Annotated in this window: 10 protein-coding genes; 3 read left to right on the plus strand and 7 right to left on the minus strand. The window is 74.6% G+C overall.

Going from position 1 to position 21,174, the window contains the following annotated elements; translation table 11 throughout:
- Window positions 1–28: 28 nt before the first annotated feature.
- Together polX and DDW44_RS01165 are read right to left on the minus strand one after the other, a co-directional pair.
- Window positions 29–1,750, minus strand: coding sequence for a DNA polymerase/3'-5' exonuclease PolX (gene polX / locus DDW44_RS01160; RefSeq protein WP_108905250.1), 1,722 nt, complete (start codon window positions 1,748–1,750; stop codon window positions 29–31).
- Between the two features lie 130 nt (window positions 1,751–1,880).
- Window positions 1,881–3,398, minus strand: coding sequence for a hypothetical protein (locus tag DDW44_RS01165; protein ID WP_108905251.1), 1,518 nt, complete (start codon window positions 3,396–3,398; stop codon window positions 1,881–1,883).
- 319 nt (window positions 3,399–3,717) lie between these two features.
- Between DDW44_RS01165 and DDW44_RS01170 the strand changes: the two genes are divergently transcribed.
- On the plus strand, window positions 3,718–5,790 hold the full coding sequence (locus DDW44_RS01170; RefSeq protein WP_108905252.1) for an ATP-binding SpoIIE family protein phosphatase: 2,073 nt from the start codon (window positions 3,718–3,720) through the stop codon (window positions 5,788–5,790).
- Between the two features lie 132 nt (window positions 5,791–5,922).
- On the plus strand, window positions 5,923–8,373 hold the full coding sequence (locus DDW44_RS01175; protein WP_108905253.1) for a SpoIIE family protein phosphatase: 2,451 nt from the start codon (window positions 5,923–5,925) through the stop codon (window positions 8,371–8,373).
- Between the two features lie 232 nt (window positions 8,374–8,605).
- Here DDW44_RS01175 and DDW44_RS01180 read toward each other — a convergent pair whose 3' ends face one another.
- Complete coding sequence (locus DDW44_RS01180; protein ID WP_108905254.1) at window positions 8,606–9,550, minus strand: LysR family transcriptional regulator; 945 nt, start codon at window positions 9,548–9,550, stop codon at window positions 8,606–8,608.
- A 73-nt stretch (window positions 9,551–9,623) separates the two neighbouring features.
- On the opposite strand from DDW44_RS01180, the gene DDW44_RS01185 reads away from it, so the two are divergent.
- On the plus strand, window positions 9,624–11,285 hold the full coding sequence (locus DDW44_RS01185; RefSeq protein ID WP_108905255.1) for an aminotransferase class I/II-fold pyridoxal phosphate-dependent enzyme: 1,662 nt from the start codon (window positions 9,624–9,626) through the stop codon (window positions 11,283–11,285).
- Window positions 11,286–11,332: 47 nt separating this feature from the next.
- Here the strand turns inward: DDW44_RS01185 and DDW44_RS01190 are convergent, their stop codons facing one another.
- The 4 genes from DDW44_RS01190 to DDW44_RS01210 all read right to left on the minus strand — a co-directional run bounded on the left by DDW44_RS01190 (window position 11,333) and on the right by DDW44_RS01210 (window position 21,090).
- Window positions 11,333–14,002, minus strand: coding sequence for a SpoIIE family protein phosphatase/ATP-binding protein (locus DDW44_RS01190; protein WP_108905256.1), 2,670 nt, complete (start codon window positions 14,000–14,002; stop codon window positions 11,333–11,335).
- Window positions 14,003–14,281: 279 nt separating this feature from the next.
- Window positions 14,282–17,335 carry an alpha-mannosidase gene (locus DDW44_RS01195; protein WP_108905257.1) on the minus strand — a complete coding sequence of 1,018 codons (3,054 nt, stop codon included), beginning with the start codon at window positions 17,333–17,335 and terminating at the stop codon, window positions 14,282–14,284.
- Window positions 17,336–17,380: 45 nt separating this feature from the next.
- Complete coding sequence (locus tag DDW44_RS01200; protein WP_108905258.1) at window positions 17,381–19,444, minus strand: endo-beta-N-acetylglucosaminidase; 2,064 nt, start codon at window positions 19,442–19,444, stop codon at window positions 17,381–17,383.
- 395 nt (window positions 19,445–19,839) lie between these two features.
- Entirely contained in the window at window positions 19,840–21,090 is a 1,251-nt protein-coding gene (locus DDW44_RS01210; RefSeq protein WP_108905260.1) for a glycoside hydrolase 5 family protein, read from the minus strand.
- Window positions 21,091–21,174: the final 84 nt, after the last annotated feature.

A 21,174-nucleotide genomic window follows, 5' to 3' on the forward strand; every position in this document is an offset into this window, starting at 1 on the left:
TAAAGGCGCGGCGCACCGGGGCGGGCGGTCAGGCCGACGGGCGCAGGAAGCGCTTCAGCCTCGTCAGCGGCCAGGTGTTGATGACGTCGTCCTTGGTGAGCCAGCCGCGCTGGGCCGTCGCCACCCCGTACCGCATATAGGGCAGATGGGTGGTGGAGTGCGCGTCGGAGTCGATGGCGAAGCGCACTCCGTGGCGCTTGGCGCGCAGGATGTCCTCGTCGCCGAGGTCGAGCCGCTCGGGGTGGGCGTTGATCTCCAGGGCGGTGCCCGTACGGGCGCAGGCGGCGAAGACGGCGTCGAAGTCGGCGTCGACGGGGGGCCGTTTGCCGATCCTGCGGGTGGTGGGGTGGCCGATGACGGAGACGTACGGGTTCTCGCACGCCCGGACGAGGCGGCGGGTGAGGGCGTCCCGGCTCTGGTTGAAGTGGGAGTGGATCGAGGCCACGCAGACGTCGAAGCCCGCGAGGAAGTCGCCGGGCCAGTCCACGTCCCCGTCGGGGCCGATGTTGAGTTCGGTGCCGTGCAGCAGTCTCATGCCCCGGTGCGCGCGGTCGAGTTCGCGGACGCGCTGCCGCTGGGCGAGCGCCTTCTCCTTCGTCATGCGCTGCATGGCGAGGTCCGGGGCGTGGTCGGTCACCGCGTAGTAGGAGTATCCGCGGGCCGCGGCCGCTGCGACCATCTCCTCGAGCGGGGCCAGACCGTCGGTGAGATCGGTGTGGGTGTGCAGATCGCCGCGGATGTCGTCCTCGGCGACCGGCTCCGGCAGTTCACCGCGGAGCGCGGCGGCGATCTCGCCGCGGTCCTCGCGCAGGGTCGGGGGGATCCAGGGCAGGCCGAGGCGTGCGTAGATCTCCTCCTCCGTCGAGGAGACGATCCGCTCGCCGCTCTCGGCGTCGAACAGGCCGTACTCGGACAGCTTGAGCCCCTGGCGCACGGCGATCTCGCGGGTGCGGATGTTGTGCGCCTTGGAGCCGGTGAAGTACTGCAGTCCCGCCCCCCAGGATTCGGGCGGCAGCACCCGCAGGTCGACCTGGAGCCCTTTCGTGGTGCGGATGGACGTCTTCTTCGCCCCGTGGGCGATCACCTCGGCGGTGTACGGGAGGGCGGCGAGCGCGTCCATGAAGGGGGCGGAGTCGTCCGCGGCGACGAGGATGTCGATGTCCCCGATGGTCTCGCGCATCCGGCGCAGCGATCCGGCGTAGGCACTCCGCTCGCACCCCTCGATACGGGACATCTCGGCGACGATCCGCTCGGCCGCGTCCATGGCGGCGTTGAGCAGGATCCGGCTGCCGGCCTTCTGCATGAGCGCGATGCCGTGGAGGATGTTCGCCTCCGTCTTCTCGCCGAAGCCCTTCAGATCGCGCAGCCGCTCCTCGTGGACGGCGTCGAGCAGCCCGTCCACGGACGAGATGCCCAGCTCCTCGTACAGGACCAGAGCCTTCCTGGGCCCGAGCGTGGGGATGGCGACGAGCTCGCGGACCCCGGCGGGGATGGACCGGCGCCGCTCCTCCACGGCGGAGATCCGCCCGGACGCCAGATACTCCACGATCTTGTCGGCGATGGACCGGCCGACGTTGGGGATCTCCCGCAGACCCTTGAGGTCGAGGGTCGCCACGTCGGCGGGCCAGCCGCCGATCGCGCGTGCGGCCTTCTCGTAGGAGCGGGCCCGGAAGGCGTCGCCGCCGGTGATGGCGATGAGGTCGGCATACTCCTGGAGGATCGCCTCGATCTCTTCGTTCGCCCTGGGCATGGGTCCAGCGTCACACGGCGGACGGACGGCCGCCGGACGGGCCCCTGATGGGCCCCGGACGGGCCCACCGGGCGGGTCGCCGCGGTGGGGAGGACGGACGGAGGGCACCCCGTGCCCGGGGGGCGGGGTCCTATCGGGCGCCCGGCGGGCCGGGGGTGCCGGAGGTGCCCGGCAGGCCGGAGGTGCCAGAGGAGCCAGAAGTACCCGGGGAGCCGGAGGTACCCGGCGGGCCGGAGGTGCCGGAGGTGCCCGGCGGGCCGGAAGTGCCGGAGGAGCCGGAGGTGCCCGGCGGGCCGGAGGTGCCAGAGGAGCCGGAGGTGCCCGGCGGGCCACCGCCGGCCGCGGGCTCCCGTGCCGGCGGCTCGGCGGCCCCGTCGGCGTCCTGGGCCAGGAACTCCACGACGGCGAGCGCGAAGAGCAGCGCGAGGGCCAGCCCGACCACGACCCAGGCGGTGGGGTACGTCCAGAAGACGTACGCCAGCACGGCGGCGGCGACCAGCACCCAGGTGATCCACGTCCGGTACCGGCGGACCCAGGGGCCCACGGGGCCGGTTCGCAGGCCCGCGCGGTCCGCCGTGGCCCGGGTGGCGGCGATCCCCGAGGTCCACAGCTGCCGGACGAGACCCGCGTACCGGCCCGGCCCGGTGAGCCAGGCGGCGAGGGCGACGACGACGCCGAGCATCACGATGTTGCGGATCGTGCCGCGCAGGAAGCGGACGAGGGCGTCGAACACGGCCTCCGCCGCGGGCTGGGACACGCCCTTGGGCAGGGAGTCCAGGTAGATCAGCCGGAAGACGGCCAGGCCCGCGCCCAGCAGCGCGGTCGCGACCGCGACGCCGAGCGCGGCCGCCACCAGGGCCCTCCGGCGGCGCGCGGCCAGGAGCACCCCGGCGGCGATCAGCACCACGCCCACGACGGGCAGCCAGGTGCCCGCGGCCTGGAGCAGCCGGAACGCGGTCTTGACCCGGCCGACCTCCTCGGACTGGACGACGGTGAAGTCGGTGTGGATGTCGGGGATGTTCTGGGCGATGGTGAGCCCCTCGTTCACCAGCCCCTGTTTGACCTCCTCGATCACGGGCGCGAGGTCGATCTTGACCGCGTTGTCGGTGAGCACGATGGCGCCGCCGCCACTGCCGGTGAGGGCCTTGACCACCGCGGCGTGGATCTCCCGGTTCGCCTCGGTCCAGATCCTCTGGAAGACGTCGGAGGCGACGACGTCCTGGACACGCGCCTGGACGAAGCTGCGGACGGCGTTCTCCAGGGCGCCGCCGATGCCGCCGATCAGGGCGTCCAGACGGGGGCGGTCGGCCGGGGCCACCTCCTCCAGCAGCTTGGGGATGTCGATGTGCTCCATCACGACGTCCGTGACCCGGGCGGCGACGGCGGCCTGCACGGCGGGGTCGGAGGCGAGCGGGGCGACGGTGGCGACATAGCGGTCGGTGTCGCTCACCTCGCTGTCGGCCCAGGTGGCGACGGCACTGAGCGGGGCGAGGAGGCAGCCGAGGACGATCAGGACCGCGGCGAGGGCCGAGCGTGCCCGGTGCCGCGGCGGCCGGGCCGGGGGCTTCTCCCGGGCCTCCAGGGCCGCGATCCGGGCCCGCAACTGCTCCAGGTCGCGTCCCTCGGAGCCGGTGGTTCCGTCCGGCATGCGCACTCCTCCGCTGTCGGCAGGCTGACCACAGCAGACCCCGGGGGGCGTTGGTGCGCGAGCCGGGGAGGGCCGCTCAGGTGAGGCCCGGGAGGCCGCCCGCCCGGGAACGGCCGAAGGCGGCCGGGCCCCGCCCCCGGCGGGGCGGGCCGCCCGGGCGCGGGGCGCCGGCCCGCCGTGCGTCCGTCGCCCAGGAGGCCGGCGGCGCGGTGCCGTGCGCGGAGGCCGGGCGGCGCGGCGCCAGCGGACGGCCGAGCGCAGCCCGGGCCGCCGGGCCGTGCCGACTTGCCCCCGGCCCCTCAGGGGCGATCGTTGGTATGTGGACGGAGACGACGCGCGACGGGATGCGGCGATCCTCGACGCCCTCTTCACACAGGCGCCGTTCGGCCTCTTCCTGTGTGACGGTGAACTGCGTGTCGTCCGCTTCAACAGCGCCGCGCCCGGGGTGCACGGCGTCCCTCCCGAGGAGGTTCTGGGCAGGACCGTCGCCGAACTCACCGAGGGCCTCACAAGCGAACCGGTCGTCGCGTGGGCGGAGGAGGCACTCCGCACGGGCGCGGTCGTCCGCGACCGCCTGATCAGAGGCAGGCCCCCGGCCGGCTCCGACCGGGACATGGCCGTCTCGCTCTCGCTGTTCCGGCTGGAGGGATCCGGCGGCGAGACGCTCGGCCTGGCGGCCGTCGTCGAGGACGTCACGGAACGCGAGGCGGCCCTCGGGCGGCTGGGCCTGCTGAACGCGGCCCGGGAGTCGATCGGCACGAGCCTCGACGCGTACCGCACGGCGGCGGAGCTCGTGGACGTGCTCGTCCCCGGGCTCGCCGACGCGGCGGCGGTGGACCTGCTCGACGACGCGCTGCGCGGACGGCCGCTGCGGCCGGGTCCGGTGCCCGCGGACACGCCGCTGCGCCGGGCCGCGTTCCGGTCCGTGCTCGGCGATGAGCGGGGGCCGCCGATGGGCGGGCTCAACACGTTCGGCGCGCACACCCCGTACTCCCAGGTCCTGAACGACCTGACGCCGCGTCTGATCACGGGCGTCGACGCCGGTGACGCCTGGCTGGGCGCGGACCCCGCACGGGGGGACCCCATCGTGTCGGCCGGCGTCCACTCCCTGGTGGTGGTGCCGCTGGCGCTGCGGGAGACGGTGCTGGGCGTCGCGGCCCTGTACCGCTTCGAACGTCCCGAGCTGTTCGAGGACGCGGATCTCGCGCTGGCGGCGGAACTGGTGACCAAGGCCGCCCTGCACCTCGGCAACGCCTGCAGTTTCGCCCGGGAGCGCACGGTGGCCCGGGCGCTGCAGCAGGGGCTGATGCCGGGGCGGCCGCCCGAGCTGACCGCGGTGGACACTGCCTGTGCGTATCTCCCCGAGAGCGCCGGAGGCGACTGGTACGACGTCATCCCGCTGTCCGGCGCCAGGGTCGCCCTGGTCGTGGGCGACGTCGCCGGGCACGGCATCGAGGCCGCCGCCACCATGGGCCAGCTGCGCACGGCCCTGCGGACGCTCGCCCTGCAGGACCTGGAGCCCGGGGAACTGCTCGGCCGGCTCGACGAGACGGCCGCATTCCTCACCCGGACGCGTTCGCCCGTCGGCCAGGGCGACGAGACCACCCACGACCACCTCGCCACCTGCGTCTGCCTGGTCTACGACCCGGTGTCCCGGGTGTGCACCGCCGCCCGGGCCGGCCATCCGCTTCCCGTGGTGCTGGGGCCGGACGGCTCGGCCCTGGACTTCGACGTACCCGAAGGGCCGCCGCTGGGCGCGGCGGGCGCCGGCTACGCGTCGGCGACCACCCTGCTTCCCGAGTCCACCCTGCTGGCGCTCTACACCAACGGCCTGGTGAACACCGACGGCCGGGACGGGGCGACGTCCCGGGCACGGCTGCACCGGATCCTCGCCCAGCCCGAGGAGTCCCTCGGACGGCTCTGCGACTCGGCGGTCTACGAGCTGGTGCCGCGTCTGCCGCGGGAGGACGCGGTGCTGCTGCTCGCCCGGACCCGCGCCCTGTCCGCCGACCGGGTCACCAGCTGGACGCTGCCCCGGGACGCCTCGGTCGTCTCCACCGCCCGGCGGCTGATCGAGCACCAGCTCCAGGCGTGGGAGATGACGGACGCCGTCTCCACCACCGAACTGATCGTCAGCGAGCTGCTGTCCAACGCGATCCGCTACGGGCAGGGCCCGATCAGGCTGAGAGTGATCCTCGACCGCTCGCTGATCTGCGAGGTGTCGGACGCCAGCAGCACCTCACCGCACATGCGCCATGCCACCGAGACGGACGAAGGGGGCCGTGGATTGTTCATCGTCATGCAGCTCAGTGACCGGTGGGGCACCCGGACCACCGGGGACGGCAAGACCATCTGGTCGGAACAGGTGATCCCGCACGGCCCCGCCCGGTAGGGTCCACGCACACCAGAGCGACCGGGGGTGTCCGCCGCCCTCCGTCCTGACTCGCCCGGAGGGTCCCGGGAGGGACAGCATGGAGGGAGGACGGCCCTCGGCGGCTGCCCGCGCGAGGAGGCGGAACAATCGGTGACCAGGCATCGCTTTGCGTTCTGCGGGGCTGAGCTGGCCGCTGTCTACGTCCTCGCCGGCGGGGGCCGCGAGCTCCACCTCGCCGAGCTGACCGGCGACCGCGGGATGCTGTACGGCCTGCCGGCGATCATCGCCGTGGAGGGCCACTCGCCCGCCGCCGAGGCGTACCGCGCCGGCCGCCCGCTCTGGCTGGACCCCAAGGAACTGGCGGCGTACGTGGAGCTCGACCCGCACCACTTCCCCGGCCGCCGGGGGGAGGCGGTGGAGACCACGGCGCGGATATCGCTCGGGGCGCTGCCGCTGGGGCGGGGCGCCAACGAGCTGGGCTGCCTGATCGTGGCGGGCGATGTCCCCGACGGCTTCAGCCCCGACCGCCGGGCGCTGCTGGAGCTCTACGCCGACCAGGTCGCCGCCGGGCTGGAATCGGCCGCCGCCCGGGTGCCCGGCCGCACACCGCCGCAGACGCAGCTCGCGCAGGCCGCCCTGGTACCCCTGCGGGGCGGCGCGTTCATCCTGGAGCTGAGCACCGGCCGCATGGAGGCCCACGCGTATGTGCTGGAGCTCCTCGGCGTGCCCCCGGAGGAGTTCGACGGGCGGGTGGAGACCCTGCTGGCCAGCGCGGTCCCCGACGACATCCCGGCGCTGATGCAGATCGTCGAACCGGGGCGGATGTCCGCCGCCACCGAGCAGCTGGCGTTCCGGATCCGGCGGCCGGGCGGCGAGCTGCGCTGGCTGGGTCTGCGCTGCCGGGTCGAGGTCAACGGGGACGGGACCCCGGAGCGGGTGCTGGGTGTGGTGGCGGACGCGGCGTATCTGCGGCCCAGTGCCGACGAGGTCTCGGTGGTGCAGCGACTGTCGGCCAAACTGGCGGGGGCGAGCACCATCCGGGAGGTCAGCCGGCTGGTGGTGGCCGCGCTGAGCGGTCCGCTGCAGGCGAGCCGGGTCGCGGTCGCCGAGCGGGAGGGCGACCGGCTGGTGGTCACCATCCTGGACCCGCCGGAACCCGACGCCTGGCCCGCGGTCTGGCGCTCCGAGTGGCGCTCCGAGTGGCCGGACCTGTCGATCCACGACCTGCCCACGCTCGAGGCCGCGTTGCGCGAGGGCCATGTGAGCCTGTGGCCGGCGGGCGCGGACCTCGAACCGGCTCTGGCGGAGATCGGGCGCGGCGGCCTGGCGGTGCTGCCGCTCCGGGCGGACGGACGCATGGTGGGGGTGTGCCTGGTGGGGTGGGACGACGAGCACCGGTTCGACCCGGAGGAGCGGTCGCTGCTGACCGCGGCTGCGGCCCTGGTGGGGCAGGCGCTGATGCGGGCCCACGCGCTGGACGCCGGGCACGAGCTCGCCACGATGCTCCAGCGCAGCCTGCTGCCGAGGAAGCTGCCCGAGCTGCCCGGTGGTGAGGCCGTCGCCCGCTACCTCCCCGCCACGGCGGGGCTGGAGGTCGGGGGCGACTGGTACGACGTCATCCCGCTCGGCGACGGCCATGTGGCCCTGGTGATCGGGGACGTGCAGGGGCACAGCGCGGGCGCCGCGACCATCATGGGGCAGATGCGCACGGCCGTCAGGGCGTACGCGGTGGAGGGCCACCCGCCGGACGTGGTGGTCGCCCGCGCCAACCGGCTGCTGGTCGGCATGGAGACCGACCTGTTCGCCACCTGCCTCTACGTGGACCTCGACATGGAGGAGGGCATCGCCCGGCTGGTACGGGCCGGCCATCTGCATCCGGTGATCCGCCATCCCGACGGCAGCACCGAGGAGCTGCTGGTCGAGGGCGGGCCCCCGCTGGGCGTACTCGCCGACGAGGAGTACCCGATGACGGAGGCGGGTCTGGTGCCCGGCACCCTGCTGACGCTGGTGACGGACGGTCTGGTCGAGTCGGCGACCCTCACCATGGAGGAGGGGGTGCGCCGGGTGTGCGACACACTCGCCGCGGCCGACCCCTCCGACGCCGGGCGGGTGGCCGACGAGCTGGTCGTGGGCGTGAACCGGCGCGACGACGACGTGGCGCTGCTGCTGCTCCGCTACGACGGCACCCAGGTGCGGCCGATGCGGACCCACTGGACGGTGTGGCGGCTGCCCAACGCCGTGATGCACGCCCGGCGCTTCACGGCCCGGACCCTGCGCTCCTGGGGTGCGGAGGAGGAGTTGGACGCGGCCCTGCTGGTCGTGTCCGAGCTGGTCACCAATGCCGTCGCGCACACGCAGGGCGAGGTGCGGCTCGATCTGACGCTGTCCGCCGACCGCCTGCGGATCGCGGTGAACGACGCCTCGCCCCGCAGCCCCGTCAAGCCCGCCGACCAGGACTGGGAGGCGACCGGCGGCCGCGGGCTGCTCATCGTCGAGGCCTCGACGGCGTCGTGGGGCGCGGTGCCGCTCAGCGGAGGCAAACAGGTGTGGGCGGAGATCCCGCTGGCGCCGCGCGAGCGGCTGGCCAGGGCTTCTCGCTGAACCGGCGCCGGTGCGGGGCGCGCCGGCCGCGGCGGAGCGCGGCGAACGCGACAACGGACCGCTCGGAAGGCTGCGGACCGCGGCACCGGACCGGGGCGAGCGCGGCGACCATAGAACAGGACCGGGGCGGGCAGCGGCGACCACGGCACCGGACCGCGGCGAGCGGCCGGGCGGGGCGACGGTCCCCCGCCCATGGCGCACGGCGAGGCTCACGGCGCCGCTCGCGGTCCCGCTAGCGGGACGGACCGCCGCCCGCGGCGGCCGGCGTACCCCACTGTTCCCCGATCCGCCCGGCCTGCCTGGTGAGCGCCTCCACCAGCCCGCCGGTGCTGCGCGCCGCGGTGGTACGCAGCACCGCCACGCTGATCTCCCGCGCGAGCGGCGGTCCGGTCAGTGTGCGCACCGCGACGTCGGAGCGCGGGGTGCCGAGGGCGAGCCGCGGCACGAGGGCGACCCCCGTGCCCGCGGCGACGAAGCCCTGCACGACCGCGTAGTCGTCGGTGCGCAGGCCGTGCACGGGCTGGAAGCCGTGCCGGGCGCAGGCCCACGAGAGCACGCGGTCGCAGGGGTCGCGCGGGTCCGCCGAGCCGATCCAGTCGTCGTCCCTCAGTTCGGCCAGCGGCACCTGGGTCAGTCCGGCGCACCGGTGGTCCTGGGGCATCACCAGCAGCAGCGGATCGGTGAGCAGCGGGTGCAGCTCGAAGTCGTCGTCGAGGTCGAGCCGGTCGCCCGGCTGGGAGAAGACGAGGGCGGCGTGCAGTTCACGGGCGGCCAGCCCCCTGAGCAGGGCGGGCAGCTCGCCCTCGACGAGGGACACCTGTACGCCCTCCGCGCGTACGGCCTTCACGGCCGGAGGCAGCAGCAGCGCGCCCGCCGTCGGGAAGGTGCCGATGTGCAGCGTGCGCGCACCTCGCTCGGCCAGGTCCCGGACCTCCCGTTCGGCGAGCCGCAGCCGTTCGAGCACGGCCTCCGCGTGGGGCAGCAGCGCCGCCCCCAGCTCGGTGAGGGCGGCACCACGCGGGCCGCGCCGCACCAGACGGGCGCCGAAGTGCGCCTCCAGCACGCCGAGATGGTGGGTGACGGTGGGCTGTGTGTGGTGCAGCGACCGGGCTGCGGCGGCGAGGGAGCCCTCCTGCGCGATGGCCCTCAGCACGGCCAGCTGGCGAAGCTCGAGCATATAGACAGTCTATGGAGGGTGCGAGGTAACTCATGTATTCCTCGATATCCCGGCGGCTGCGAGGCTCACCCGCGTGAACAGCACGACCACCGCACCGACCACCCCACCGGCCGCCGCATCGAACACCGCACCGACCGCACCGGCCGGCACGCCGACCACCCCACCGACCGCCGCACCGGGGCCCGCGCTCCCGCCCGCCCCCGGCACCCCGTACGCGGACGCCCTCCGCGCCCAGGCCGGGCTCGACTGGCTCCGGCTGAACGTCCCCGGGCACGCCGCGGACCCGCAGGGCCGCCACCCGCTCGCCGCCCTGCTCGGCCCGGACGCGCTCCGCCTGGACTTCCCTCCCCTGCTGGACGGCATCGACCTCGGGGCCTCGTCTCCGCTCGGCGAGGCCCTGGCGCTGGCCGCCGAGGCCTGGGGGGCCCGCCGCACCTGGTTCCTCACCAACGGCGCCTCGCAGGGCAACCAGATCGCCTCGCTGGTCGCCCCCGCCCTCGGGCGGGTGCTCGTCGTCCAGCGCAGCGTGCACTCAAGCGTCGTCGACGGGCTCGTCCTGTCGGGCCTGGACTGCGCCTTCGTACAGCCGTCGGTCGACGCGGACCAGGGCATCGCCCACGGCGTCACGGCGGCGGACCTGGCGCGGACGCTCGCGGAGCACCCGGACGCGGCGGCCGCCTGGGTGGTGTCGCCCAGCTACTTCGGCGCGGTCGCCGACGTGTCCGCCCTGTCGGAAGCCGCCCATGCCGCGGGCGTGCCGCTGATCGTGGACGAGGCCTGGGGCTCGCACTTCGGCTTCCATCCGGCGCTCCCCGGCAACGCGCTGTCCCAGGGGGCGGACCTGGTCACCTCCAGTACCCACAAGCTCGCCGGCAGCCTCACCCAGTCCGCGATGCTGCACCTGGGGCACGGCCCCTTCGCGGACCGGCTTGAGCCTCTGGTGGACCGGGCGTTCCGCCTGGTCCAGTCGACCAGCGCGAGCGCCCTGCTGATGGCGTCCCTCGACGTGGCGCGTGCCTCGCTGGTGGCGGGCCGGACCGCCGTCGGGGCGTCGGTGGCGGCGGCGGACGCGGTGCGCGGCCTGATCCGCGGGCGGGGACGCTACCGGCTCGTCAGCGACTCCTTCGGGCGGTTCCCGGACATCGTGGCCGCCGATCCGCTGCGCGTCGCCGTGGACACCCGCAGCGGAGGCATACCCGGTCACGAGGCCCGCCGGCTGCTCCACCAGGATCACCGGATCATGGTCGAGGTGGCCACGGACTCCGCGATCGTCGCGGTGGTCGGCGCGGGCGCCGCTCCCGACGCGGACCGCTTCGTGGAGGCGCTGCACCGTCTGCCCGCGGCACCGGCCGGGGCGGCGGCGGACGAGCGGTCCCGGCTGCGGCTGCCGCCTCCCGGGCCCGCCAGGCTCACCGCCCGCGAGGCCTTCCTGAGCCGCACACGCACCGTCCCCGCCCGGGAAGCCGTGGGCATGGTCTCCGCGGACACCCTCGCCGCCTACCCGCCCGGTATCCCCAACGTGCTGCCGGGCGAGGTCGTCACCGCCGAGGTGGTCGACTTCCTGCAGCGCACGGCGGCCGCTCCGGGCGGCCATGTGCGCGGTGCGCTCGACCCCGCGGTCTCCCGGCTCCGTGTCGTCACCGGGGAGCCCCCGGCGGAAGCGGAGGACTCAGCGGGCTCGGCGGACGCGGGGAACTCGGCGGGCTCGGCGGGCTCGGCGGCCGGAGGCCGGTAGCTGCCGCGGTCCGGGCTGCCGCGGGGCCGCCTGCCGCCCGGCGCGGGCTACCAGGGCAGTGGCTGCTCGGTCCAGATGACCTTGCCGCTGCCCGTGTAGCGGGTGCCCCAGCGCTCGGCCAGCTGGGAGACGAGGAACAGTCCGCGCCCGCCCTCGTCGGTGGCCGTGGCCCGGCGCAGATGCGGGGCGGTGCTGCTGCCGTCGGAGACCTCGCAGATCAGCGAGCGGTCGCGGATCAGCCGCACTCCGATCGGCCCGCCGGCGTGGCGGATGGCGTTGGTGACCAGCTCGCTGAGGATCAGCTCGGTGGTGAAGGCGTCCTCCGCCAGCCCCCACTCCTCCACCACCCGGGCGGCCTCCGCGCGGACCCGGGCCACCGCGGCGGGCTCGGCGGGTACGTCCCAGGCGACGGAGCGGTTTCCGTCCAGCACCCGGGTCCGGGCGACGACCAGGGCCACGTCGTCGCGGGGCCGCTCCGGCAGCAGGGCGTCCAGCACCGCACGGCAGGTCTCCTCGGGTGTCCCGCCGGCGCGGGCGAGCGTGCGGCGCAGCAGCTCCAGACCCTCGTCGATGTCGCGGTGCCGGTCCTCGACCAGACCGTCCGTGTAGAGCACCAGGCTGCTGCCCTCGGAGAGGTGCAGTTCGGTGGACTCGAACGGCAGCCCGCCGAGGCCCAGCGGCGGCCCGGCCGGCACGCCCGGGAACTCGACCTCCCCGTCGGGGTGCACGATGACCGGCTCCAGATGCCCGGCGCGGGCCACGGTGCACACCCGGGAGGTGGGGTCGTAGATCGCGTAGAGGCAGGTGGCGCCGGTGAGCGCGGTGACCGAGCCGTCGGTGTCCTCGTCCTGGTCGATGCGCGAGACCAGCTCGTCCATGTGCCACAGCAGTTCCTCGGGCGGCAGGTCCAGGGACGCGAAGTTGTGGACCGCGGTGCGCAGCCGCCCCATGGTCGCCGCGGCGTGGAGACCGTGGCCGACGACGTCCCCCACCACGAGGGCGACCCGGGCGCCGGGCAGCGGGATCACGTCGAACCAGTCCCCGCCGACGCCACCGAGCCCGGCCTGGGCGGGCAGATAGTGGTAGGCCACGTCGAGGGCGGTCTGCTCGGGCAGGACCCGCGGCAGCAGGCTGCGCTGCAGGGCGACCGCCATCGAGTGCTCCCGGGTGTAGCGGCGGGCGTTGTCGATGTTCACCGCGGCGCGGGCGACCAGTTCCTCGGCGAGCGACACGTCGTCGTCGTCGAAGGGCTCCGGCTTCTCGGAGCGCCAGAACGTGGCGACGCCCATCGTCACGCCGCGGGCCCGCAGCGGGACGGAGATCATGGAGTGGATGCCGTACTCGACGAGCCGGTGGGCCCGCGCCGGTTCCTGTTCCTGCCATCCGGAGAACGCGGCCAGGTCGGCCTCCAGGATGGTCTTGCCCCTGGCGTACGCGACGGCCTGGGGGGTGGTGCTGACGAAGTGGATCAGCCGGCCCGAGGGGTAGAGGGGGGTGTCCGTCCTGACGCCGTTGAAGGCGATGCGGCGCATGTCGGTGCCGGTGTCCGCGGGCTCGTCACCGCTGAGCACGGGATCGGAGAGATCCACGGTGACGAAGTCGGCGAACCGGGGGACGGCGAAGTCGGCGAGCTCCTGCGAGGTGCGGACCACGTCGAGGGTGGTGCCGATCTGCATGCCGGAGTCGTAGACGAGCCTCAGCCGGCCCTGCACGGTGTCGGCGCGGCCGCTGAGGGCCCGGAGTTCGGTGGTGTCCCGCAGGGTGGCGACGGTGCCGCAGCAGGGACCCGAGCCGTCCGGCGGGGGGCCCATCGCGCGCTGGTTGACGGCGACCAGCTGGTGCTCGATGACGTGCACCTCGTCGCTGGCGGGGCGGCCGGACTCCAGCAGCCGGGCGATCTCGGGATCCATGGCGATGTCGGCGACGAGGCGTCCCTGGGCGTCCGGGGGGAGCGCGAGCAGCCGTCGCGCCTCGTCGTTGACGAGCACCAGCCGGCGGTCCTCGTCGACGATCAGCACCCCCTCCCGCACGGCGTGCAGGACCGCGTCGCGGTGCTCGTACATGCGGGTCATCTCGGCGGGCCCCAGGCCGTGGGTCTGGTGCCGCAGGCGCCTGCTGATCAGCGCGGCCCCGGAGGTGGCGACGGCCAGGGCGAAGGCGGCCGCGCCGAGCAGGACGGGAAGCTGGTCCTGGGCGACCGCGCCGGCCCGCTCGACCGTGAGTCCGGCCGCCACAAGACCGAGCACCTGTCCGTCCGCGTCGGTCACCGGAGCGACACTGCGGATCGAGGGGCCGAGGACACCGGCGAAGTTCTCGGTGACCGTGCGGCCGCCCGCCGCCGGGCCGATGGTGCCGGGGTACTTGCTGTCGATCTTCTGCGGGTCCGGGTGCGCGTACAGGGTCCCGTCCGGGCTCATCACCGCGAGGAAGTCGACGTCGGAGGACTTCCTGGCGGCCTCGGTCCTGCCCTGCAGTGCCGCGCTGGGGTCGGGGCCGCGCAAGGCTTCCCTGACGCCCGGTGCGGTCGCGTACGTCTCGGCGACGGCGACCGACCGGTTGCGCGCCTCACGCTCCCCGCCCGACCGGGCCTGCACCAGAAGCGCGGCGACGGCGGCGGCGACGAGCAGCAAAGCGACCGTCACCTGCAGGACGAAGACCTGGCTGGCGACGGTGCGCGTGCTCATCGTCGAGCGGAGGCGGCCGAGCAGTCCGGCCATGCTCCTATCTAACACCGGGCGGCTACGGCGGGCGACCGCTTCGGGGCGACCGGAGGGGGCGACGGGCGCGAGGGGGGCGGCGGGGGGGGCGGCGGGGGAGGTCCGGCCGCAGGGGGCGGGCCTGAGGAGGCCGAGGGGGGACCGGCAGGAGACCGGAGGGAGACGCCGAAGGGGGAGGAAGGCCTACCAGGAGCGCGCGGCGGCGACCGCCGGTGCGCGGCCGCCCCTCCCCCCTCCCCTCCGGCCCCGGGCCCTGCTCGGGCCCTGGTCAGGCCCTGCTCAGGCCCTGGTCAGGCGCAGCGTCACGAGTTCGAACGGGCGGAGGGCCAGGGACACCGTGTCGCCGGTGCGCTCCACCGTGCGTCCCCCGGCCACCGGACGCTCCAGCAGGTCCGTCGCCACCGCCCCGGCCAGCGGGAAGCCCGCCGTCAGCGTCGCGCGGGCGCGCCCGCCCCGTGACTCGTGGAACCGGACCACCACATCGCCGCCTCCGTCGTCCGCGAGCTTGACCGCGGTCACCACCACGGCGTCGTCGTCCACCGCGACCAGCGGTGCGACGGCGGCGTCCGCACCCGTCACCCGCCGCTCCGGGAGGTTCACGCGGTACCCCTCGCGTACCGCGTCGCCGATGGTCGCACCCGGTGCCAGCGCGTGCCGGAAGCGGTGGACCCCGTGGTCGGTCCCCGGGTCGGGGAAGCGCGGGGCGCGCAGCAGGGACGCCCTGAGCGTGGTCGTCGTACCGGAGTCGGCGGCACGGACGGTACGGGTCACGTCGTGGCCGTACGTGGAGTCGGTGACCAGCGCGACGCCCCAGCCGGGCTCGCCGATGTGGACGAAGCGGTGGTTGCAGGCCTCGAACTTGGCCGCCTCCCAGCTGGTGTTGGTGTGCGTCGCCCGGTGGAAGTGGCCGAACTGGGTCTCGGAGGCGTAGCGCTCGGCGTGCACGTCGAGCGGGAAGGCCAGCTTCAGGAACTTCTCGGTCTCGTGCCAGTCGACCTCGGTGTCGATGTCGAGCCGCTTGGCGCCCGGGGCGAGCGACAGCACCTGGGTCACCCTGGACGACCCGAAGGAGCGCACGATCCGCACCGCGGCCGTACCGGTGCCCTCCCCCGGCCCGGCGGGCTCCACCAGATCGGCGGGCTCCACCAGATCGGCCTCCACCAGGTCCGTCCCGGTGTTCCGGTAGAACGCGTCCACGTCCCAGGCGTCCCACATGTTCGGGAAGTCGGGGTGCAGTTGCAGCAGGTTGGCGGCGGCCCCGGGCGCGACCGTCTCGCGGTCGGCGCCGATGTCGTACGCCGAGACGACCAGGCCCCGCTCGTCGATCTCCACCCTGAGCAGCCCGTTGCCGAGGACGTAGCCGCCGCCCTCGCGCGGCCGCAGGTGCGCCGCGCCGCCGCCGACCGGCCGCGCGGCGCCCCCCGCGGGCACTCCGTGCCGGGCGTGCGGGGCCGAGTTGAAGACGAGTTCGGCGGTCCCGTCCCCGGCGAGTGCCCGCTGGGCGGCGTCGACGACGGCGTTCAGCTGCTCGGCGACCGCCGCGTACGTCCTCTCCGCCTCGCGGTGCACCCAGGCGATGGACGAGCCGGGGAGGATGTCGTGGAACTGGTGCAGCAGCACCGTCTTCCAGATGCGGTCCAGCCGCTCGTACGGGTACGGGAACCCGGTCCGCACCGCGGCCGTCGCGGCCCACAACTCGGCCTCGCGCAGCAGGTGCTCGGAGCGGCGGTTGCCCTGCTTGGTCCTCGCCTGGCTGGTGAGCGTGGCCCGGTGCAGTTCGAGGTACAGCTCCCCCACCCACACCGGCGGATCGGCGTACTCGGCCTCGGCCTTGGTGAAGAACGCCTCCGGAGTCTCCCAGACCACCCTCGCGGCGCCCTCGAGGTCGCGCATCCGGGCCGCCTTGGCGACCATCTCCCGGGTCGTGCCCCCTCCGCCGTCGCCCCAGCCGGTCGGGGCCAGCGAGTGCCGGGCGACGCCCTTGTCCTTGAAGTTCCTCGCCGCGTGGGCGATCTCGCTGCCCTTCATGGAGCAGTTGTAGGTGTCCACCGGCGGGAAGTGGGTGAGGATCCGCGTCCCGTCGATGCCCTCCCACCGGAAGGTGTGGTGGGGGAACGTGTTCGTCTGCGACCAGGAGATCTTCTGGGTGAGCAGCCACTTGGAGCCCGCCGCCTTGATGATCTGGGGCAGTCCCGCGGCGAAGCCGAAGGTGTCGGGGAGCCAGGCCTCGTCGTTCTCGATGCCGAACTCGTCCAGGAAGAACCGCTTGCCGTGGACGAACTGACGGGCCATCGCCTCCGATCCGGGCATGTTGGTGTCGGACTCCACCCACATGCCGCCCGCCGGCACGAACCGGCCGTCGGCGACGGCCTTCTTCACCTTGGCCCACACCTCGGGCCGGTGCTCCTTGACCCAGGCCCACTGCTGCGCCTGCGACATGGCGAAGACGAAGTCCGGTTCGTCCTCCAGCAGCGCCGTCATGTTGGAGGTGGTGCGGGCGACCTTGCGTACCGTCTCCCGGAGCGGCCACAGCCAGGCGGAGTCGATGTGGGCGTGCCCGACGGCGCTGATGCGGTGCGCCGAGGGCTCGGCGGGGGTCGCCAGCACCTGCTCCAGACGGGCCCGGGCGGCGGCGGCCGTGCCCGGGACGTCCTGAAGGTCGACGGCGTCCAGGGCCCGGTCCACCGCGCGCAGGATCTCCCGGCGCCGGGCCGAGTCCGCCGGGAGCTCCGGCATCAGCTCGCCCAGCACCTCGAGGTCCATCACCAGCTGCCAGACGCTCTCCTCGAAGACGGCGAGGTCCATCCGGGCCAGCCGGTACTGCGGCTCGGTGCCCGCGGTCTCCTTGTCGCCCAGTTCGGTGGGGAGGAACGGGTGGTAGTCGAGGATGACGGGGTTGGACGCCGCCTCGATGTGCAGCCGCACCTCCTCGCCGCCCTCGGCGGGCGCCCCGATCCGGACCCACTGGTTGCGGGGGTTCAGCCCCTTCACCGGGGTGCCGTCGGGCCGGTAGACGAGCCCTTCGCACTGGAACCCCGGCATGTTCTCGTCGAATCCGAGGTCGAGGACCGCCTCGACCGTCCGTCCGGCCCAGGCCGCGGGGACGGTCCCGGTGACCCGGAACCAGCTGGTCCCCCACGGCGCGCCCCACCTCGTGCCGACCGTGATCGGCGACGGTTCGGCGGCCAGCCCCTCCGCGACCGGTACGGGCTCACCGGGGGCGTTCCAGACGGCCACGTCCAGTGGGACGGACGCGGAGTACACGGCGGGTCGGATGCGCTCGTCGAGGACGCGCTTCAGTCGGGCCTCGACCAGGCCGCGGTCGTCATGCATGAGGTTCTGCTCCGTAAGGGGTCGGGGTGCGGGAGGTGCGGGCGGTCACCAGGGGTGGACGACGGAGACGGCGGAGGAGGCCGCGTAGAGCTCGCCGACGGCACGGATCTCGATGCGCGCGGCCCGTTCGCCCGGCTCCGGGCGCAGCCCGGGGACGTGGAAGGCGCTCTGGCAGGTACCGCCGAGGAAGCGGCGGTCGCCGCCGGGGAGGACGCGGTGCAGCTCGTAGTGGCGTACCGGGCCGGGCGCGGCGGTCCAGCGCAGTCGCAGTGCGGTGCCGTCGCCGGTGGTGGCGCGGGCGGTGACGCGTGGCCGGGTGGGGGGCGCGGGCGGCCGTGCGGCCGCGCACCGCACCGCGAGGCCGCCGAGCCGATAGGCCACGGCGCCGTCGCCGGTGAGCCGGACCCCGAGGGCGCGCAGCTCGCCGGAGAGACCGTTGAGCCGCAGGGTCGCGGTCGTCCAGCCGCTGCCGCCGCGCAGGGTCCCGGCGGGGACGTAGCGGTACGGGACCGGGTCACCGGGCCGGGCCGGTTCCTCCGTGGCGACGGCGAGTTCGACGGTCACGGGGCCCTCGTCCGCCCGGTGGGCGAGCTCGACGGCGGTGCCGGGGCGCAGCGGCAGCCGGGTCGCGTAGAGCTCCAGCGTCACCGGCGCGTCGACCGACCCGGCGACCAGGACGCTGCTGCCGCCGCGCCAGGCGTCGGCGAAGTCGAAGGAGACGGCCGGGCGGCGGCCTTCGGTCCGTACCACCCATCGGCGGCCGGGCAGCCGGTCCTGGAGGCCGAGGTGGTTCCACTCGGTGCCGGAGGTGACGGTGCCGCCGTCGTACCAGCGCAGTCCGTGGCCGGTGTTGAAGGTGGTGGCGAACGGCAGCGCGGTGACGGTGGAGCGGTCGGCGACGGCGGTCGCCGGGGCTCGCCAGCCGCCGTCGCCGTCCGGGGCGGACGGGTCGAGCGACTGCCCCGTCCAGAACCGGTCGTCGGCGGCGTGGAACCGGCCCGGCGTACGGTCCACGGGCAGGTGGTTGCGGGTCCACTCGGGGCGGTAGAAGCCGTAGGAGACGACGTGGTCCCGGTCGCGGGGAATGATCGCGTCCCAGTCGACGGCCTTGTTCCAGCCGTTCGCCTCGACGTCGACCCCGGCCCACAACTCGTAGCGGCTGCGTCCGAGTCCGGCCGCGCGGGTGGCGGAGGACGCCAGTCGGGACGGTGTCCAGCGGAAGTCCACGAACATCGAGTCGGCGGTCCGGAAGAAGTCCTCGTTCCGCTCGTTGAGCGCCCCCTGCCAGGCCACCGTGCCGCCGACCGTCATCGCGTCGTACCAGGTGATGCGCAGTCCCGCGGACTCGCCGCGGTCCCTGAGGTCCCGCACGAAGGCGAGCATCTCGGAGCCGAGGGCCGCGTCGCCGCCCTCCGTCTCCGCGTTGACGAACCAGCCGTCGAAGCCGTGGGCGGTGGCGACCTCGACCAGCTTCGCGGCGAGGGGGAAGCGGCCCAGGGGGTCGCGCCGCACCAGGTCCCGCGTCCACCGCAGGTCGCCGCCCCAGTGCACGGGCGGCAGGAACACCGTGCCGAGGACGGGGACGCCGTGGCGGTGGGCGGCGTCCACGACGGGGGCGTTCGGGGCCAGGATCAGGCCCTCCCCCGCCGAGCCGCCCCAGAAGACGAGTTCGTCGAGGTACGCCCAGTGGGTCAGTGCGTAGTAGTCGGCGGTCGGCGCGCCCTGGGAGGGGTTGCGGGAGGTGTGCCCGAAGGAGACGAGCGACTGGATACGGGCCTGGCCGGTGCGTGCCGTGCGGTTCGGCGGGACGGGTGTGAAGCGCGGGGCAAGCGGCACGGCCGCGGTGTTGAAGGGCAGGTCCGGGTCGTCCTCGGGCCGCCAGGTGCTGAGGCTGCGCCAGGTGACGCCCTCGCCGGGGGTGCCGGCGGGCAGCGAGTCGGGGAACCAGTAGGAGGCGTACGGCTGGAGGTCCGCACTCTCAGCGGCCGCGGCGGTGCTGCCGGGGCCCGGCACTGCGGCGGCGGGACCCGGGGCGAGGAGGGCGGCCGCGGCTCCGGCCGCTCCCGCGAGGACGACGCTGCGGCGGCGGGGGGCGATGGGCTGGGTCATGGTGTGCTCCGTTTCGTTGGCCGGCGAGGGACGGTGCGGTACGGAAGCGGTCCGTGCGGTGCGGTGCGGAAGCGGTCCGTGCGGTGCGGTACGGAAGCGGTCCGTGCGGTGCGGTACGAAAGCGGTCCGTGCGGTGCGGTACGAAAGCGGTCTTTCCGGTGCGGGCCGGATGATCAGGCCCGGTACGGGGGAGGTGCCGGGCCCGGGTGCGTCCCGCGCCCCGTGACCGGGCGTCGGGACCGGCGGGGCACGGCGGGGCACGGCGGCGGCCGGATGAGCCGGCCACGCGGCGGCCTGATCGACCACCGCCCCCGGAGGGTGGCACCGGAGCCGTGCGGGGACCTCGGGCGGCGGCTTCGGCGGTGTGCGGCCGTCGGCGGCGACGGCCGAGGGCGTCATCGGACCTCGTCCGGGGTGACGACCTCGGTGATGCCCCGGGCGGCGAGGTGCCCCGGGTCGTCCGCCCGGCCGGCCAGCACGGCGGCGGGCCGGACCCCGTCCGCGGTGAGCCGGGCGAAGGCCTCGAAGACGGCGCCGCCCGGCGCGCAGGCCGAGCGCCGCGGGGCGGTGCCGTCGTCGCCCGCGTCGACGACGAGGGCGGTGGTCCTGGGGACGGGCCGGTGCGGGTGCTCCCGCTGCTCCCGGACGATGCGGGCGATGGTCCGCCCCATCGGCTTGACCTCCCGGTCGCTGGTCATCAGGCCCAGGCCGTACTCGAGTTCGGGGAAGTCCGCCAGTGAGCGCGACACGTCGTGCGAGCACCACCAGGTGACACCCCACAGGTCCTCGCAGTCGAGGACGTTGGCGACGGTCGCCGCGGCGAAGGCGTCCGCCCGCTCGGCGGGGACCAGCGGTGCGGGCGCGCCGACCTCCTGCAGCCACACCGGGCGGTGCGGGTCGTCCGCCCATGCCTTGGAGAGTTCGACGAGGTAAGCGGCGTGGTGCTCGGTCGCCGTCCCGGCGGGGCCGTGGCGCTGTGCCGTGCCGTTGAAGACCCAGGAGTGCACGGCGGTGACGGCGCCCAGCCGGGCCGAGTGTCCGGGCGTGAAGGGCTGGTCGTCCTGGTACCAGGCGGCGTCGTACTCGGCGTGCAGGTGCAGCCGGCCCGGCGCGCCCTCCTCGCAGGCGGCCAGCAGCAGGCCCAGCCAGCGCTCCGCCTGCGCCGGTGTGATCCGGTCGGGGTCCGGGTGGGGTCCCGCGGAGAACTGGTTGACCTCGTTGCCGACGGTCATGCCGATGAAGTTGGGCCGGTCGGCGAGGGCCTCGGCGAGTGTGCGCAGATACTCGGCCTGGCCCGTGACCACGTCGGGGTCCGTGAAGAGGTTGCGGCGGTGCCAGGTCCGCGTCCAGGACGGCAGGAAGTCGAAGCTCGACAGGTGCCCCTGCAGTCCGTCCACGTTGACGTCCAGCCCGCGCTCCGCAGCGGCGTCGGCGAGCTGGACGAGCTGCTCCACGGCCCGCGGGCGGATCAGGGTGCGGTTGGGCTGGAAGACCGGCCAGAGCGGGAAGACCCGGACGTGGTCGAGACCCAGTGCCGCGACGGAGTCCAGGTCGGCCCGTACCGCGTCGAGGTCGAAGTCGAGCCAGTGGTGGAACCATCCCCGGCTCGGCGTGTAGTTGGCGCCGAAGCGCACGTGTGAGGTCATGAGCGTCCGAGGCTCCTGGGAGGGTTCGGGGACGGAAGATCCGGCGGACGGTCCGGCGGACGGTCCGGCGGACGGTCGTGTTGA

This window comes from Streptomyces tirandamycinicus (assembly GCF_003097515.1).
In the GTDB taxonomy this organism is placed as follows: domain Bacteria; phylum Actinomycetota; class Actinomycetes; order Streptomycetales; family Streptomycetaceae; genus Streptomyces; species Streptomyces tirandamycinicus.

Excerpts from the sequence above, each read along its gene's own strand:
- polX (WP_108905250.1), bottom strand. The coding sequence starts at position 1,750 with ATGCCCAGGGCGAACGAAGAGATCGAGGCGATCCTCCAGGAGTATGCC.
- DDW44_RS01165 (WP_108905251.1), bottom strand. The coding sequence starts at position 3,398 with ATGCCGGACGGAACCACCGGCTCCGAGGGACGCGACCTGGAGCAGTTG.
- DDW44_RS01180 (WP_108905254.1), bottom strand. The coding sequence starts at position 9,550 with ATGCTCGAGCTTCGCCAGCTGGCCGTGCTGAGGGCCATCGCGCAGGAG.
- DDW44_RS01190 (WP_108905256.1), bottom strand. The coding sequence starts at position 14,002 with ATGGCCGGACTGCTCGGCCGCCTCCGCTCGACGATGAGCACGCGCACC.
- DDW44_RS01195 (WP_108905257.1), bottom strand. The coding sequence starts at position 17,335 with ATGCATGACGACCGCGGCCTGGTCGAGGCCCGACTGAAGCGCGTCCTC.
- DDW44_RS01200 (WP_108905258.1), bottom strand. The coding sequence starts at position 19,444 with ATGACCCAGCCCATCGCCCCCCGCCGCCGCAGCGTCGTCCTCGCGGGA.
- DDW44_RS01210 (WP_108905260.1), bottom strand. The coding sequence starts at position 21,090 with ATGACCTCACACGTGCGCTTCGGCGCCAACTACACGCCGAGCCGGGGA.